This window comes from Cognataquiflexum aquatile (genome assembly GCF_003316845.1).
Classification (GTDB): Bacteria; Bacteroidota; Bacteroidia; order Cytophagales; family Cyclobacteriaceae; genus Cognataquiflexum; species Cognataquiflexum aquatile.
The window spans coordinates 392,410-409,283 of the sequence record NZ_QMIK01000001.1; the positions used below are offsets into that span (position 1 = coordinate 392,410).

The window sequence follows — 16,874 nt, forward strand, 5'->3', positions numbered from 1 at the left end:
AAATGATTAATTTAATTTGATTTCCCCATTTTTCAACATGTTGTAGATTTTGGATTTGCCAATGTCCAATTTGTCAGCCACTAGGACAACATTGTCTTCATACTTTTTTAGAAAATGTGCAATAATTTCCACTTCGAAGGCTTTTAGCGTCTTTTCTTCAGAGGAATAGGCTTTGTTTTCCCCTATTTCATAAAAGGTCAGGTCTTCTGCTTTGATCTCCGGAATATCTGCCATGACACATGCGAGGTCCATGACAGCCTTGAGTTCCCTGACATTGCCGGGCCATGCATATTTTCTCAATTTGGATTTGGCAGCATCGCTTAGCTGCAATGCTTTGATCTTGTTGGCTTTTGCAAATTCTTCGATAAAATGCTTTGCCAAAATGATCACATCGTTGTCTCTATTTCGAAGCGGAGGCAGTTCGATCGGAAGTCCCACTATTCTGAAAAACAAATCTTCCCGAAAACGGCCCTGTTTCACCTCCTCAGCCAGATTTTTATGGGTTGCAGTGATCAGCCGAATATCTACTTTTATGGGTTTATTCCCCCCCACCCGCACGATTTCACGCTCTTGGATGACTCTTAGAAGTTTGCTTTGGAGCGAAATGTCCAGTTCTCCGATTTCATCAAGGAAAAGTGTTCCTCCCTGTGCCTCTTCAAACTTTCCGGTTTTGATTCCTGAAGCTCCGGTAAATGCCCCTTTTTCATGGCCAAAGAGTTCGCTTTCGGCTAATTCTTTTGGAATAGCTCCCATATTGACAGCCACAAATGGTTTCTTTTTTCTTTCACTGTTGAAATGAATCGCCTTGGCATATACTTCTTTTCCCGTTCCAGTCTCACCGGTAAGGGACACATTGATATTGGTGTTTACAGCTTTTTGGAGGAGATTGAAGGTTCTCTTTATAGCATCGCTCTGGCCAATAATGGTGTTTTCGAAGCTGAATTTCTGTCCGAGTTGCTCTTTCAGTACTTCCACTTCCTGCCGTAGGTGGATGTTTTCACGGATATGAAGGATCGACTTCCAAAGTTGTTCCTTGGTATGGTCATCTTTGATGATGTAATCCTTGGCCCCTGCCTTTAAGAGTTCCACCGCCACGCTGATTTCCTCTTGGGCACTGATGACGATAACCGGTACCTGTTTGTTTCGGGCATGAATCTCCCTGAGAAGTTTATCACCTTTCATGTCCGGCAGACCAAAGTCCATGCAGATCAAATCGGGCTTTCGAAAAAGATTATTGAGAAGGTCTTTGGCACTGGTAAAAATCTCCAAAGAGTAATCAGGATTCATGCTAAGGTGATGCTGGAGAATCTGCCCATACCAAGGGTCATCTTCGACAATATTTATTTTGAATTGGGAACTACTCATCTTAGGATTCAATCATTTCTCTTACAAATAAATACAATATTCAAAATTATAATTTAAATATCCTTGCATAAGGTTTCCAAGAATCATGTTTGCACGTTTTCGATTAAAATTTCCATACTCGTGATTTTCATTTCATTTTAGATTACCATTCTCTAGGCATGGACGGAAAAAAAAATCGATGTTTAATTTGGCTATTTCCGTAAAAAGCTGAATTTCTTTTAAATTTTTTAATTCTGTAATTCTTTCCAATATATCACTGAAGGTCAGTATCTTAGTTTGTTGTATTTCAAAAAATTTGATTTACGCAAAATTTTCAAACCAAGATCCATTCGGAACAAGGATTACACTTTTCAATAAAGTTTTTAAACCCAATAAAACACTAATTATGGACCCATTTCAAAAGAGAATTCAGAATCTTCAAAAAACCCTCGGCACCGCGGAAACAGGTGTTTTTGATTTGGTCACTACCAATTCAATTTTGAAAAGCCTTGGCATCCAAGTGCCCCAAACAGCTGATTTTACGGAAAGAAAAAAATCTGTCCAAAGGTTTTTGGGATTTAAGGGAAATGATGTCGACGGGATTGTCGGTACCAACACCCTTTCACGATTGGAAATGCTTTACAGCCAAACTCTCCCTCCTATCCCTTCGGGTGCGAGTTTGATTGCCTCCAAGAAGTCATTGGATGTCATCGTGGAATTTGAGGTTTCCTCCAAAGCCATTTATGAGAGGAAGTACAAAAGCCCGATTCTGCCGGGAGAAAGCAGCGGCATAACCATCGGGATCGGCTATGATTTGGGTCATGTAAGTGCAACAACATTCACAAACGATTGGAAAAATGTACTAAACAATTCCGATTTCAGTATTCTTTTAGGCACTGTGGGAAAAACAAAACTCAATGCCCAGAACGCTTTGACAGATCAAGTAAAAAGAGTTACCATTGATTGGAATACCGCAATTGAGGTTTTTTATACCAAATCCATGCCTGTTTGGGCTAAGAATACAAGAAAAACCTATCCGGGATTAGAAAAACTTCCACCTGATGCCCAAGGAGCGATCATTTCTCTAGTTTATAATAGAGGCTTTAGTTTGGGTCCGGAAGACCGTAGATTGGAGATGAGAAATCTAGTTTCATTAATATCTTTTGGAAACCTGAAATCCATCGCCTCAGAAATCAGAAAAATGAAAAGATTGTGGGCAATCACAGAAAGCCGTGGAATTCATTTAAGGAGGGACAAGGAGGCCGATTTGATTGAAAATGCCACGTTTGTTATCAAGCCGGAAGATTGTGTTTTTATTTAGGAGGATAGTCGATTGACGATAGTGAATAGACGATTATCCGCGGTTTAAATGTTTAATTTTGAGCTGGTAGCAAAGTAGCGGATAATCATATTAAACTATTTCCTTTTTTGAAAGAATACAAAAACCCCTTTTTTATTGGACACGATGATGTCTTTGAGGCCATCTCCGCTGATGTCTTCTGCCAACACATGCACACCCACACCTGAATTGTCATCGACTTGGTGGGGAATCCAGGTTGGCTTGGAACCCGGTACAAATTCATACCAATACAAATAGGGAGTTTCAAACTCCCCAGGATCGGATCCCATATGGGCAAAATACCTTTTGCCGGTCACAAAATCAGGCAATCCGTTGGAATTGATGTCTGTAAATGCCACTCCATGTGTCTGTGTATAGGTATCATCAATTAGGCGTGTGGTCCAAGTTGGTTTGCCTTCTTTGTCTTTTCCCTGCTCGTGCCACCAAATCCCCAAAGCATGTGCCGAGGAAGACAAGACATCCGTCATTCCATCTCCATTGAAGTCGTAGGCATACATTTGGGCAGCTGCCTCTCCCAAATTAGAAGGGTGGAACTTCCAATCGGGAGTCCTCGGATCTAGGGGTGCTTCCCACCATCCTTCTTTGATGATCACATCATTTCTTCCGTCCTTATTCATGTCACCAAATCCCAATCCATGTGAAAAAGGTGCGGAACCTTGGCTTTCCTTTTGGCTGATGGGATATTCCCTCCACTCCGTGACTCCTGCCATGGTTTGTGGTTTAAGCCAAATCATCTGTCCTGTGGCAGAGTTTCCACCTAAGATTTCCAATTCTCCATCTCCATCTACGTCATAAAATCCTGCAGATTCATTGCCCAAAGTGGGATGGATGACATGCCGCTTCCAATGTCCTGTTTGGTTTTTGGGATTTTCAAACCAAAATACTTCCTTTCCGGGAAATCCGATCCTGACAAAATCGACCCAACCGTCTTTGTTGACATCCATGCCGTGGCAAATGAAGGCATTGCTATAGCCTTTGTCATATTCAAATTTTTGGGGTTGGGTGATTTCGTGTCTCTTCCAATCCGGCGCTTCAAACCAATAGGCGCCTGCCATTACATCCACCTTTCCATCTTGGTTGACGTCCCCTACTCCCACGCCCTCAGCCAAAAATTCTGAGGTCAAGATCTGTTTTTGGAAGGAGATTTTGTTTTCACCCTGTGTTTTGGTTTGGGCAAATCCGGCCTGGACACATCCCAAAAGAAGTAAACACACTATCAAGGTTGAAAGGGTTGACCTGAGGTTTGGGGCAAAGAATTTATAGATAGGTTTCATGGTTTCTTATTTGGTGTTCAGGAGGTAAACGAGCAATGCATTGAATTCTTCTTTGGAAAGCGCGGTATTGAAATTGTCCGGCATGAGGGTGTACTTAGAAGGGGTCATTTCTTTGATTTCCGGTTTGGAAACAGAAAATTCCTTGCCTGTTTGGTCGGCCAAAACCACTGTCTGCCCTTCTTCCCTTCTGAATAGCCCTGAGACAGTTTGACCATTGTTCAGGGAAATATTGTAGGTTCTGAAATTCTCCGTAATGTTTCTGTTGGGATCAAGAATTTTGGTAGCCAAGGCGGTTTGACCCCAATTGCCGACACCATCCAACTGCGGCCCGATAAGACCTCCCTTGTTGGCAATCTGATGGCAACTGCTGCAGTTTTTCTCAAAAACGGTAGCACCCGAGGCAAGGGTATTATGATCGGGAACGAATTCAGCCAACCTTTCGGCAATCAGCTTCTGTCGTTCTTCGGAGATCGGAACCAAGTTGGCGGTGAGTTCCTGAAACTCTTTCAGCTGTTGCGGTGTGATGTTGGCAAGCATATTCTCTTCCACCGTCCTTTGCTTCAACAATCTGGCAGGCGCATGGCCTTTTTTGATAAAGGCCATCAGTTTGGATTTGCCATCTGGATTTTTAACCATTTCTACAATGATGGTTTCCTGAAGTTCAACAGGTGCGTTTTTAAGTCCTTCGCCCATCATTTGCCTGCCTAATGGGTCGTCCCACAATGCCAAGGCCGATGCCATTTTTCTTCTCATGCTGATTTCTTCCTCAGGGTCATTCACTCGTTCAGATACCATAAGGGAGTTTGACTTAGAGTCAATCATCATCAAAGCCCTTGCAGCAGTAGAACGGATATCTTCATCAGAGGTAGGTTTGTTCAGCAATACTTTCAAATTTTCGGTGACTGTAGTCATCTTGTATTTCCCTGCTGTTTCGGAGGCAAACACCAATTGGGATTTTTCTAGATCGGTGTAGGTTTCCTTCGCAGGGATGGATTTTAACATACTTTCCGCCAAGGCCTTGTACCAAGATTGGTAGGAAACAGGAATTGACATTGTCCGTTGGTTCATTCCTTGCGAGGTTGCATTGGCCAATAAATGGGCTTCAGCGGGTTCTTCTACCGCTTTTTGTTTGACCCATTCCAGCAGCTTTTCCATTTTGGAAGGGTGAATGGTTTTCGCGATTGCTTCTGTAAATCCTATTGTGTTTTTATCCGACTCTTTGAATTTGGCAAGGTGGGCCAATAGATAATCTCCTGTTTCAGGGACATTGAGGTCGGAAACCACAAGCGCCACTACCTTGGCCTGTGGTTCGGGCCAACTTTCTTTCAGGGCCATTTGCAGAATTTCCTTTACCTGCAAATGATTGGAAAGCGCCATCAGCATGGTATATGCCAAATGCGTATCGTATCCGGGAATTTTTGAATGGAGTTCCACAAGCTTTTTATAGGCTTTGGGGTTTGGATGTCTGCTCAATAATTCCGCAGCCGCCCTTTGGACATGTGGATCTTTATCTGTCAAGTCTTCCATTGCTTTGGCATATTGGCCTTCAGAAAGTTGACCGTAATTCGAAAGGATTTTGTAAGCATGAACTTTTACCCTTCGGTCAGGATGTTGGAGGGCATTTTGGAGGACATTATCCGGCACTGCCTCTAGTCTATACAAAGCCCATAATCCTTGGATCAACTGCTCAGGGCTTGTTTTTTTGTCCTTGACCATTGTGGAAAGAGAAGGTATGGCATCCTTTCCATACCTGTCCACCAATTCATCGGTCGCTACCATGCGGAGTTGGAGGATGCTGTTTCCCATTGCTTGAATCAGTTCATCCTGACTGGCTTTTGACCAATCGGTTACTTTTCTGCTATTGCCCTTGTAGGTTATTTTCCAGATCCTGCCACTTACGCGGTCTCTTCCGGGATGGTCAAGGGGAACTTCGTAATGGCCGATAATCCTGTTGTAAAAATCAGCAATGTACATCGCCCCATCAGGACCTATTTTGATGTCTACCGGTCTAAACCATGGGTCTTTGCTGACCAAAAAATCCTCTTGGGCTATGGCTTTTGGCGTGCTGCCATTGAATTCCATGGTGTTTCGGCTGATCCTGCATGTCACCACATCGCCGGAATAGAAACTGTTGCGGTATTCTTCCGGAAACTGGTCATCTGTGTAGTAAACCAAACCCGATAGCGCTGTGGACTTCAGGCCATAGTCCATCATCGTGGGTGCAAATCCCATGTTGGGTTCTTTTTTTCCCCATTGGGTATAATTGCCTCCCCATATCAACTGGTAGATGGGCAGTGTATGGCAGTCTGCTGAATAGTGGTAGCCCATGTCGTCGTAATCCGAGCCAAAAGGATTGATCCGACCGTCAGTTGTCTTCTCTGCCCGGCTGCCATCCGGTCTGAACCGGAAGGTATTTCCCGACACCATTTTGATAGAATCATGGTCTTTGCCCGAAACCACCGAAATATTGGAAAATCCATGGGAAGCGTGGATCCATCCATCAAATCCGCGGAACAGGTTATTGACCATCCCGTGGGTATCCTTGTGCTCAAACGGACCAAGCAAAACTTCTCTTTTGTCCGCTTTGCCGTCATTATCGCTGTCTAAAAATTTGTAAACATTTGGGATGGAATAGGCAATAGCGCCGTTTTTGATCGGGACAATCCCAATAGGAATATTGAGGTCATTGGCAAAGTCCTGGATTTTGTCAGCTTTGCCGTCTCCATCAGTATCCTCGAGAACAGTGATTCTATCTTTTCCTTCGCCCTGACCTGCGGCGATGGGATATTCGGAGGATTGGGTGACCCAAAGTCTTCCTTTCTCATCAAAAGCCATATTGATGGGTTTGGTGATATCAGGCTCTGAGGCAAAAAGTGTCACCTCAAATCCTTCAGGAAGGACAAAGTCCAAACGTTCCTCCTCAGGAGTTTGGAACTCTGAGGTCCGTACATGTTCTGCATAGATATCGGCATCTGCTTGAGACGATTCAGCTTGCTCCTGTGATGGTTGCCTGCAACTTTGGAACAAAACAAAAAAAAGCGCTAGGAAAAGGATGGGTTTATGGAAATGCTTCATCGAACAGGTCAAATTGGGTTGGCGGATCAAATCCTATTAAACTTAATTTTAATCCGTCAAAGAAGCAATAATTATGGTTTTTTGTTGATACGAGGCAGAATGACAATAAGAAGGTCCAAAACAGGAACTCCAATTGATCAGAATTGGTGATAAAAAATCCAACCTACAGTAGAAGATTACTGTGATATTCCGTGGCAAGGTCAAGGTACTTTTTTCCTTTTGCCAGATCTTGTGCTTTTTTTTCAGGATCGGGTTCTGATAAGCTGTTTAAAAGGAACACCTTAGCCCTGATATTTGCACGGAGGCACTTGTAATACAGATAAATTGATTTGTCTTCTTCCATGGGGAAGCAAGTCAAAGTTTTGTTGTATGTTTCCAAAAACACATCAGAAAGGTCTCTCCTGCCATAAAACTCCAAATCCATACAGAGAAACGCGATTTCATAAAGGATATCAATCTGCCTGAAAGCATCTTCAAATTCAATACCATCAAACAGGACCGGTTTTTTATAGATAAAAATATTGCCACTGTGAAGGTCTCCATGGACATCTCTTTTGAATCCTTCCCTACTCCGTTGCAATAACCTTTTGCCATGTGTTTCCAAGAATCGGTCACTCCATGTAGTAAGCTTGGGAATTATTTCCAAATAATCCTGCCCAAGTTCCTTCGAAACCACTTCCTGAACAGAAGTCAAGTCATTGAATATTCTCTTTGCCTGTTCGTGATTATGGTCTTTGGTAATGATTTCGGCTTTTTTATGAAACTCTGCAACCTGTTTGGCCAAAAGAGAAATACTGGACGGATTTACTTTGTTTTGCTTGAGAAGCACATCCATTCTTTTTTTGCCTTGCATCCGCTTCATGCAAACGGCATAATCTTTAACCTCACCCTCACCCTCACCTTCACCTATATTCCAATTTCCCTGAAAATTAATGATGGGCAGCACGGAAAGATAGATGTCAGAAAAGCGGCTATTCAATTCCATTTCCTTTTCGCAATACTTCTTTCTTAGCTCAAGAGTGGAATAATCTAAAAATGACAATTTGATGTTTTTCTTGATTTTAAAGGCATGTCTTCCAGCGAGGATCACCCATGAGATATTGGTCTCTTCCAAAACTCCTTTGATTGGAATACCTTCATACTTTCCTTTGGCCATCAATTGCCGGACATCGTCTCTTTTCATGGCTTGAATAAATGAAATTAATGGCTTTCTCCACACTTTCTTCGATAAAGCCATCAATGGATTGAATCAAAAGGTGTTTTTCGATGATCGGTTCAAACTCAGATTTGATCTTTTGGTATACATCTAAGTCCGCTTCGCTGTCCTCTCTTGGTTTGGATAGCCTTTTGGTAATCAGCTCTTCCTCTGCTTGGATATGGATGATTGTTAATCTCCATGATAATGACTTTGCTAAGAAAATCACCAAATCCCTGACTTGCTGGAGAAAAAAAGTACCGTCCAAGACAACGCTTCTCCCTGAATTATGAATTTTCTTGGCCCTGAGGAACATTTCCTGATAGACAGCCAGTTTGTTATCCAAGCTATAATTCCCCATTAGACCCAGCTCTTTTCTAAGCTCATCACTTCCCAAGTATTGGGCCCCGATTTCTTTGGCTAAGGCTTTGGCAAAAAAGCTTTTTCCTGAACCCGGTAGTCCCATTACCATGACAAGTACTGATGCTGATTTTGATTGATTTTCCATTTCCCTTTCGTCCAATTTTCACTTACCGTTGGTTTGAATCAAATTTTGCACCACATAAAATTTAATTCTCCAATATTTAATTAATATTCTGTTTCTCCTCCTTTTTCAGCTCCTTTTCCTGCTTTTTATAGTATTTCCGAAATAGAAAATTCCCCTTCAGTGCTTCCATGTTCTGGTTGAAATTGTAGGTACTGAGTTCAATGTTCTCCATACTTTTCATCAATGATTGGCGCATCAGGCTATCACTGAGGATCAAACCGGCAGTTCCTTCCCCGGCTTCGATAGCAGTGACCATTTTTTTGATTTCTTCCATCATTGATGCGGCTTCAGCGCTTGTTTTTAGGATATTTTCGATGGATTCATTTAGATTCTCGGCCATGATTGAATCTGTAAAAGCCTGTTTAACGATCCCGTTTCCCTGCTCCAAACTCTCCATTAATTCTTTCCCTGTCTTGGCAAGTTCTGCAGCATTGGACCCTGCTTTTCTGAACTCTCTGATTGCATTTTTGATATCATTGGGCATTTCTTCATCAGAAAGCAATGCCCAAAGACTTTCACTCTTATTCAATTTTTCGGACACCTCGGAGAGGTTTTTAAGGGTTGTTTCCAGGTAATCACCTGTGACGCCTAATTTCTCCAACATCTCTCCCGTATCAAGGGGCGGTTTGGAATACAGGATGTCGCCTTCCTCCACAGGTTCTGATTCGCCCGTCTGAGGCAGGATATGGATGATTTTATTTCCCATCAAGCCATCTGTATTGATGGTGGTGATGGCATTCTTTTTAATAAAGGGCTGCATTTTCTTTTGGATATACAGCGTGAGGTGGATCGTGGAATCATTTGCCATTTCCACAGATTTGACTGTGCCTACATTGATGCCCTGAAAACGGACATTGTTGCCGGGAACAAGGCCATTGACATTTTCGACTACAGAGATGATGGTGATCGATGAACCGAAGATATTTTGGTTTTTCCCGATCATGTACAAGGTAAAGACCAGGAAAATCAGTCCTGCCAAGACCATGATTCCTAATTTCGAATTTTCAATTTTTTTCTTCTCTTTCATAGTCAGTCGAAAAACTCCCTGATTTTGGGATCTTTGGATAAACGAAGATTTTCAAAGGTATCATCCGCGTAGCATCTGCCGTCGATCAGCATGATGACCCTGTTGGAGGTAATGCGGATACAGTTCAAATCGTGGGAAATGATGACAGAAGTGGCATTGTATTTTTTTTGCACTTCCATCATCAGTTCACTGATTTCTCTTGCTGTGATCGGGTCCAAGCCTGTAGTAGGCTCGTCATAAAGGATGACGCTGGGGTTTAAAATCAGCGCCCGGGCCAACGCAATTCTTTTTCTCATGCCACCGGAAAGTTCGGAGGGCATCATATTTACAGTATGCGCAAGACCTACATCTTCCAAGGCTTCTTTGACAGCATTTTCAGCATTTTTTGCCCTTTCTTCTTTGGTCCAATGTATACGCAGTGGAAATTCAAGATTTTCTCTGACAGTCATGGAATCATATAGCGCATTGCTTTGGAAGAGAAACCCGACTTTGGCCCGCAACCGGTCAAGTTCATCCTGATCTAGTTCATTGATATCATGGTCAAGGACAATGATCTGACCTGAATCAGGTTGGATCAGGTTGATTATACATTTGATCAAAACCGACTTGCCTGAGCCTGATTTTCCGAGGATTACAAGGTTTTCTCCGGGGAGTACCTCCATGGAAAAGTCACGCAGCACATGGTTTTCACCAAATGATTTATTGACGTTTTTCACCTGAATGACCGGTTTCAAATCTTTCTCCATCTATGTCAAACCTAGGATATCCGTAATCTGAACCGCTATCAAATCAATGATAAATACCAGAAGAGAGGCCACTATCACTGCCGTGGTGGCAGACCTGCCCACTCCTTCAGTTCCTTTGGTAGAATTGTAGCCCTTATAGGTCCCGATGATTCCTATTGCAAAACCAAAGAAGAAAGTTTTGACCAATGATGGCAACATGTCGCTGAAGTCAAGCACTCCAAAAACCTGAAACCAATACAAATGCCAGCTGACCTGACCCCTGATATTCACTCCCAAATACCCACCATAAAGTGAAATGGCATTGGCCAAACTTGAGAGCACCGGCACCATCAGTGTGGCGGCCATCACCCGGGTTACCACAAGGTATTTGAAAGGATTGGTTCCTGATACCTCCATGGCATCGATTTGTTCGGTCACGCGCATTGACCCAAGTTCAGCACCCATCCCCGAACCGATTTTTCCGGCACAGATCAGCGCTGTAATTACCGGAGCAATTTCCCTGATCAGGGAAACAGATACCATAGAAGGCAGGTAAGATTCTGCCCCAAATTCTACCAAAGTCGGTCTGGACTGTATCGTCAAAACCAGTCCCATGATAAATGCAGTGATGCCCACAAGCGTCAGTGTCTTATAGCCTATCCAATAGCATTGGTTGATGAATTCCCGGTATTCCTGCTTTGGTTTGGACACTTCCCTAAAAAAACGGGCCGTAAATCGGGAAATGTCCCCGATTTCATTTAGAAATTGATTCTTTTCGATATTTGGGAAGTTCAGCTTCATTTTGGATGCCCTTTACCAAAGATGATGATATCCGAACCAAAAATTAGCGCAGATAATCAAATAATTCCATGATGTTTGTCATGTTTATTATTAATAAAAAGGGCGAAAAAGCCGTTGTGCTCCATGACAAAATCCTTCCGATTGCCAGAAAATCCATTACCGTTTAGAAGTATTGCGCAGCTTTTGCAAACATTTTTTGAGTTGAAAGTCTTTGAGACAGGCAGGAGGAGGAAGATTTTTTTCTAATTAAGGTGATCATTTATGCCTCTATTTTAAGGTTTTAGATTCAGACTTGGGTTTTTTCCCAATTCTTAAATTCATTCTTCATTTGAAAGAGCAAGTCTATTTTTTAACTTGCAGACAGTTAAACCCCACAAAATTTGAAAATACTCGTCATCGATATCGGAGGAACAAACGTCAAGGTCAAAGTAAATAACGATCAGGAAAGAAGGAAAATACCTTCGGGAAGCTTGTTGACTCCCGAAAAAATGGTCTCTGAGGTTTTGGAATTTACCAAAGATTGGGAATATGATTTCATCTCCATAGGATTTCCGGGCATCATCAAAAAAGGGGTAATCATGACAGAACCCAAGAATCTGGGCCATGGGTGGTCCGGTTTTGACTTTGAGTCTGCTTTTGGAAAACCCGTCAAAATCATGAACGATGCTTCTATGCAGGCTTTGGGTTCTTATCAGGAAGGTGTCTTGCTTTTTTTAGGATTGGGAACAGGATTGGGAACTGCAATCGTCGTCGATGGCTGTGTCATCCCAATGGAGCTTGCCCACCAACCGTATAAAAAAGGAACTTTTGAAGATTATGTCGGCTTGCGGGGATTGGAAAGAATGGGGCAGATTAAGTGGCAAAACCATGTCAGAAACATTGTTTCAAGGTTTACAGCCGCATTTCTCCCTGACGATGTCGTGATCGGCGGAGGCAATTCCAAAATGTTGACCGACCTGCCTCCACTTTGTAGGTTTGGCAACAACAACCTCGCTTTTCAGGGAGGATTTAGAATGTGGGAATATATACCCGAACATCACGGCTAGGATTGGTTCCCTTCTGAAAATAATGAGCTTTTTTTTGAAGCCATTTGGAGTTTGATTTGATGGAATGAAGGAAAATTATTGTTCCTTATTTTTGACCGGCCTAACTTTTCTTTCCTGAGTTTCGGTGTTGTCCTCATTTTTTGTAGGGTTCAGGGCTTTTACATCCTGGAACAACGGTTTTTCTCCTGAATTTTTTTCATAGATGGGGAGAAAAAAGTGGTGGGGTCTCTTTAAAAACCGGAGAAATAAAATCCCAAAAAGTCTCCTGCTTTGTTTGAAGGTGACTTTTCTTGATTTAATGGCTACAAAAATCGCCAGGGAAAAACTCACCAGAAAGTTCATCAGACCAATGCTGAATATACCTGCAACTGACATCACTATCTGGTGGTTGCTCAACTGACTCCCGACCGATACAAATGCCAATCCGAAATTCCCACAGGCAAAAGTGATATGCTGGATGTCGAGGGGAAGGCCGAGTATTATCCCAATAGTGCCCATGGTACCGAGAAAAATCCCCAAAAAGAAGTTGCCGGCGAGGCTTCCGAGATTATTGTCAATATAATTGCTAAATCCTTCGGTGCGTTTTTGACCAAAAATCCGGATCATACCTTTATGGATTTTGATCCGCTGCGGGATTTTATTGTAAACACTTTTATTGTCATAATAGCCTGAAATCATCCCGGAAAAGAAAAGGAAAACTCCCGCTATACCTGCATGGAATACCGCTAGACTATGCAAAGGATCAAGTTCAGCGATAAGTTTGAAAGCCTTTTCACTTCCGGCGATATGGCCTCCGGAAAAATAATGGTAGCCAAACGCAATCAAAAAAGCCACGGGAAAGGCTATTGTCACATTGCCTACAAATGCTATGAATTGGGACCTGAAAATCTTGACGATCAATTCAGATAAATTTCCAAGGGCAACGGATTTTGGCTTTTCGACTTCGTCTAAAGCAGCTGCAAGTTTGGATGCAGTCATGGCAGGCTGCTTGGTCGCCAAGGTGGAATGGGTCAGATGGATTCCGATAAATCCAAATGAATAATTCATACTATACAGAAAAGCCTCCCCAAAAAGCGGCAGCTTCAGGTAATAAATCAGCACCTTGATTACCGATAGAAAACCGACAATCAGGCCTCCACCCATAGACGAACCCAACATTTTCCACCATTCTTTTGCTGAATTGGCGATATAGTGCTCCCCTGTCTTGCCTGCATGCTCGGTAATCTGAAAGGCAAGAAGGTTGACATTGTCCTTGATGTGTTCACTGAGGCTGTTTTTCCTGTTTACGGCCCTTACCAAAATTTTTAACAAATGAGATTCACCTTGAAAGTATGCCTGGTCTGCGGACTTGGATACAAGTTTCAGCAGGGACTTGAGCCTGTCTATATTTTGGCTGAGTTGTAGGAGTTGATAAGAGAAGTGAAGGTCAGTACCGAATTTCCGCTTGTTTTTTCGGATCAATTGGATGTAATCTTCACATTGGGTCAGCATCACCATAAGGTGCTTGTAATCTGTGTTTTGATCTGTTTTATCAAAGTCAGGATCCGTTTGGTATTGGTCCACATATCCATAGAGGGATTTGTTCTGAACAATAAACGGAGAATCAAAATATTCCAATTCGGGAAGTTTGGAAAGTATTTCGGGCTCGAGTCCCAAGGCTGCTATTCTTTGGGAAAGAACCAAAATGCTGTTGAGTGTCTGCACCACCGCCGGTTCTTCTTGGGATAGATTTTCAATCTCTACCCATCCAAGCAACTCGAAGAGGTCGGCCCAATCTTGATCCGGTATTTCATCGACCCATAGGTAATCCCAATTCTTGTGAAAAACAGCCACAAAAATGGTCATGACATCCCTTTCAGCATAGACTTTTGGGAGAAAAAAAGTATTGACCCGATCAAAAGCCTCAGGAAAAAATCCCCTGTTGGTCAGAATACCCGATTCGGTAAAAATCTGCACACTTTGCTTTTTGTCAAACAAAGCCTTCAGGTAAGCCCTCAAAAGGATAATGACCTCAGGATTTTCTTTGAGCCTGTTTTTAAACTGATTCAGGTTTTCTTTGGCCTGCGCCGGGTTGTTTTTTGGGGGACGAATCTGAGCAACGATCTCCAAAAGCAAATCAGGTGATTGATCCTGATAACGGCTCTGTATTTTGTCTAGAATATCCGAAAAGTACATTTGGAGAAGTTGATAAAGTGAATGATTCCTATCATAAACCCATTATCTAATTAACCGTTCCATTTGAAGGGATTAAAAAATGTTCCAAATTTCTTCTTGGGGTCTCTTTTTTTATTTGGATAGGTAGTTTTTTATTTTTTTTGCTTCCCTAATAACCAACCGTAGCCAAAGCTTTCTTTATGGCTTCCATGTTTAATTTCAAAGCGACCTCATTTTCCATGTCATTCAATTCCTGGTTAAACGGCTCCGTCCTGACCGGACCTTCATAGCCAATATCGATGATTCCCTGCAAAAAATCCTTGGTATTGATTACCCCTGTGGCCATCGGAAGTTCTCTTTTTCCATCCAATTGGGTTTCCCTGGTAAAACCCAATCGGGCATCGTTCAGGTCGACGACTACAACATCTTCGGGTTTTAGTGTCCTTAAATCTTCTAAAGTATCATTCGCGCAGTACCAATGAAAGGTATCCAAAACAAATCCCACATTGCTTTCCCCTATTTCTCCTATCAATTCCTTCCCCTCTTTCATGCTGCCGATAAAGGGATAGCGGTTTTGGGTCATCATCGTCCGCATACCCAAATATTCAAGTCCAAAACGGATTCCATGGTCTTTCATTACTTTGGCACATTCTCCCAATCGGTAAGCATGTTGCTTCATGTTTTCATTGTAAGTCAATTCATTGTGGGAAGAAATGATCCACGTGTTGATGCGTGTGGCACCTTGCCTTTCCATTGTCTGACAAAATTTTCTCAAACCTTTGAAATCCTCGTTGAACTTTGATTTGTCGCGGCGAAATTCCACAGGAACATTTGCGGAATCATAACCGATTCCATTTTCCTTCATTTTGGCAAGGATCTCATTGAGCTGCCCATCGGAATATTTATCCATCACTTCCTGCGTAAAAGGGCTAATAGCCTCATACTTATATTGGATGGCATAATCTAAGGTCTGTGCATAGTTGGCTTTGACTCCGATAATCCCAGGGTTTAATGCAATCTTGAATTTTCTAGCAGTCTCTTGCCGTGCCCATAACGAGGAGAAAGGTGAGCTTACAAGGGCTGCGGAAGCCAAGGCGGTGGAAAACATGAATTCTTTTCTTTGCATGACCTGATTTTTTTTTGAAACAAGATAAGCGATTTGGTGAAAGTTCGAAAGCAGAAAATGACCACAGGTTTCCTTCTGTTGCCGAAAACCTTGTAAGCCCTTGTGGCAAAAATATATTTTGGTAGTTTAACTGTCCATTGACCTTGGCTTCATTGAAAGTCATTGAATTTTACCAAAAAATAATCCCAAAAACCCATGAGCAGATATATTCTCCTTTGCCTGAATTTATTGTTTATCAGCCTTACTTCTTTTGCCCAAGAAAGCAAAGTTTTCGATGAACTGACCCTGACAAGTAAAATCTTAAATATGGAAAGGAAGTATGCCGTGTACCTCCCGCCAGGGTATGAAACTTCCCAACGCTCCTACCCTGTGCTCTATTTACTACATGGTGGCGGAGATGATCAGACAGGATGGGTACAGTTTGGGGAAGTCCAGCATATCGCAGACAAAGCCATTCAAGAAGGGAAAGCGACAGCCATGATCATTGTCATGCCGGATGCCAATACAGGGAAAAGAGGCTATTTCAATGATGTGAACAATGAATGGAGGTATGAAGATTTCTTTTTTGAGGAATTGATGCCTGCGGTGGAAAAGAAATACCGGATCAAGGCTGAAAAAAGATTCAGGGCCATTGCGGGACTTTCCATGGGAGGCGGAGGCACGTTTTTTTATGCCATGCACCGGCCGGAACTCTTCTCCTCTGCCTGTCCACTGAGTGCTTCTCTTAGAAATGCCACCTTTGAAGAATTCAAACAGGGCTTGCAGACCAACAAAGTCGAGGTGAAAAATGAATCTACCCTCCAACCTTACTATGACAGGCACAATGCGTTGCAGCAGATTGCTCTCAATGATATCGAAAAGATGAAATCCGTCAAATGGTTTTTTGATTGCGGTGATGATGATTTCTTGTTTGAAGGAAACAGCCTTGTCCACATTGCGATGAAAAAGAAGGAAATTCCCCACGAGTTCCGCATCAGAGACGGAGGCCATACCTGGACCTATTGGAGAACTTCTCTTCCTGAGGTATTGGGTTTTGTATCCGATACTTTTCATCAGAAGTGATTTAGAAGGATGAGGGATAAAGGATGAAGGAAGATGAAAAGAAATAAGAAGAATGATTTATGATTTAATTGGAAAACCGTAGGTCTAGCAAAAATGTACGGGATAGTGTTCAATTTCAATACAAGGTAATTGATAAAA

The 16,874-nt window shown here is 42.4% G+C and carries 13 protein-coding genes; 3 read left to right on the forward strand and 10 right to left on the reverse strand.

Translation table 11 applies throughout. The annotated features are described in order from the left end of the window. Window positions 1–6: 6 nt before the first annotated feature. The gene (locus tag DQW11_RS01680) at window positions 7–1,365 is read right to left on the reverse strand and encodes a sigma-54-dependent transcriptional regulator (protein ID WP_113922245.1); all 1,359 of its coding nucleotides are present in this window, start codon (window positions 1,363–1,365) and stop codon (window positions 7–9) included. Between the two features lie 385 nt (window positions 1,366–1,750). Between DQW11_RS01680 and DQW11_RS01685 the strand changes: the two genes are divergently transcribed. Further along, window positions 1,751–2,665, forward strand: coding sequence for a lysozyme family protein (locus tag DQW11_RS01685; RefSeq protein ID WP_157965995.1), 915 nt, complete (start codon window positions 1,751–1,753; stop codon window positions 2,663–2,665). Between the two features lie 95 nt (window positions 2,666–2,760). On the opposite strand, the gene DQW11_RS01690 is transcribed toward DQW11_RS01685, so the two are convergent. The 7 genes from DQW11_RS01690 to DQW11_RS01720 form a co-directional block, all read right to left on the reverse strand. After that, window positions 2,761–3,978 (reverse strand): FG-GAP repeat domain-containing protein, encoded by a 1,218-nt coding sequence (locus tag DQW11_RS01690; RefSeq protein WP_113922247.1) that lies wholly within the window; start codon window positions 3,976–3,978, stop codon window positions 2,761–2,763. Window positions 3,979–3,984: 6 nt separating this feature from the next. Continuing rightward, window positions 3,985–7,053, reverse strand: coding sequence for a PVC-type heme-binding CxxCH protein (locus DQW11_RS01695; RefSeq protein ID WP_113922248.1), 3,069 nt, complete (start codon window positions 7,051–7,053; stop codon window positions 3,985–3,987). A gap of 163 nt (window positions 7,054–7,216) precedes the next feature. After that, a complete protein-coding gene (locus DQW11_RS01700) occupies window positions 7,217–8,236 on the reverse strand; it encodes a hypothetical protein (protein ID WP_157965996.1) in 1,020 nt (339 codons plus the stop codon). Next, window positions 8,190–8,756 carry an AAA family ATPase gene (locus DQW11_RS01705; RefSeq protein ID WP_157965997.1) on the reverse strand — a complete coding sequence of 189 codons (567 nt, stop codon included), beginning with the start codon at window positions 8,754–8,756 and terminating at the stop codon, window positions 8,190–8,192. Before DQW11_RS01705 ends, DQW11_RS01700 begins: the two co-directional genes overlap by 47 nt. A gap of 76 nt (window positions 8,757–8,832) precedes the next feature. Further along, entirely contained in the window at window positions 8,833–9,822 is a 990-nt protein-coding gene (locus DQW11_RS01710; protein WP_113922251.1) for an MlaD family protein, read from the reverse strand. A 2-nt stretch (window positions 9,823–9,824) separates the two neighbouring features. After that, entirely contained in the window at window positions 9,825–10,568 is a 744-nt protein-coding gene (locus tag DQW11_RS01715; RefSeq protein ID WP_113922252.1) for an ABC transporter ATP-binding protein, read from the reverse strand. After that, window positions 10,569–11,348 carry an MlaE family ABC transporter permease gene (locus tag DQW11_RS01720; protein ID WP_113922253.1) on the reverse strand — a complete coding sequence of 260 codons (780 nt, stop codon included), beginning with the start codon at window positions 11,346–11,348 and terminating at the stop codon, window positions 10,569–10,571. A gap of 380 nt (window positions 11,349–11,728) precedes the next feature. On the opposite strand from DQW11_RS01720, the gene DQW11_RS01725 reads away from it, so the two are divergent. Then, entirely contained in the window at window positions 11,729–12,394 is a 666-nt protein-coding gene (locus DQW11_RS01725; protein ID WP_113922254.1) for an ROK family protein, read from the forward strand. 75 nt (window positions 12,395–12,469) lie between these two features. Here the strand turns inward: DQW11_RS01725 and DQW11_RS01730 are convergent, their stop codons facing one another. Together DQW11_RS01730 and DQW11_RS01735 are read right to left on the reverse strand one after the other, a co-directional pair. Continuing rightward, entirely contained in the window at window positions 12,470–14,569 is a 2,100-nt protein-coding gene (locus DQW11_RS01730) for a site-specific recombinase (protein ID WP_113922255.1), read from the reverse strand. Between the two features lie 148 nt (window positions 14,570–14,717). Continuing rightward, window positions 14,718–15,674, reverse strand: coding sequence for a sugar phosphate isomerase/epimerase family protein (locus DQW11_RS01735; RefSeq protein ID WP_113922256.1), 957 nt, complete (start codon window positions 15,672–15,674; stop codon window positions 14,718–14,720). A gap of 195 nt (window positions 15,675–15,869) precedes the next feature. Between DQW11_RS01735 and DQW11_RS01740 the strand changes: the two genes are divergently transcribed. Next, window positions 15,870–16,736 (forward strand): alpha/beta hydrolase, encoded by an 867-nt coding sequence (locus DQW11_RS01740; RefSeq protein ID WP_113922257.1) that lies wholly within the window; start codon window positions 15,870–15,872, stop codon window positions 16,734–16,736. Window positions 16,737–16,874 lie beyond the last annotated feature (138 nt).

Excerpts from the sequence above, each read along its gene's own strand:
- DQW11_RS01680 (WP_113922245.1), bottom strand. The coding sequence starts at position 1,365 with ATGAGTAGTTCCCAATTCAAAATAAATATTGTCGAAGATGACCCTTGG.
- DQW11_RS01685 (WP_157965995.1), top strand. The coding sequence starts at position 1,751 with ATGGACCCATTTCAAAAGAGAATTCAGAATCTTCAAAAAACCCTCGGC.
- DQW11_RS01690 (WP_113922247.1), bottom strand. The coding sequence starts at position 3,978 with ATGAAACCTATCTATAAATTCTTTGCCCCAAACCTCAGGTCAACCCTT.
- DQW11_RS01695 (WP_113922248.1), bottom strand. The coding sequence starts at position 7,053 with ATGAAGCATTTCCATAAACCCATCCTTTTCCTAGCGCTTTTTTTTGTT.
- DQW11_RS01700 (WP_157965996.1), bottom strand. The coding sequence starts at position 8,236 with ATGAAAAGAGACGATGTCCGGCAATTGATGGCCAAAGGAAAGTATGAA.
- DQW11_RS01705 (WP_157965997.1), bottom strand. The coding sequence starts at position 8,756 with ATGGAAAATCAATCAAAATCAGCATCAGTACTTGTCATGGTAATGGGA.
- DQW11_RS01710 (WP_113922251.1), bottom strand. The coding sequence starts at position 9,822 with ATGAAAGAGAAGAAAAAAATTGAAAATTCGAAATTAGGAATCATGGTC.
- DQW11_RS01715 (WP_113922252.1), bottom strand. The coding sequence starts at position 10,568 with ATGGAGAAAGATTTGAAACCGGTCATTCAGGTGAAAAACGTCAATAAA.
- DQW11_RS01720 (WP_113922253.1), bottom strand. The coding sequence starts at position 11,348 with ATGAAGCTGAACTTCCCAAATATCGAAAAGAATCAATTTCTAAATGAA.
- DQW11_RS01730 (WP_113922255.1), bottom strand. The coding sequence starts at position 14,569 with ATGTACTTTTCGGATATTCTAGACAAAATACAGAGCCGTTATCAGGAT.
- DQW11_RS01735 (WP_113922256.1), bottom strand. The coding sequence starts at position 15,674 with ATGCAAAGAAAAGAATTCATGTTTTCCACCGCCTTGGCTTCCGCAGCC.
- DQW11_RS01740 (WP_113922257.1), top strand. The coding sequence starts at position 15,870 with ATGAGCAGATATATTCTCCTTTGCCTGAATTTATTGTTTATCAGCCTT.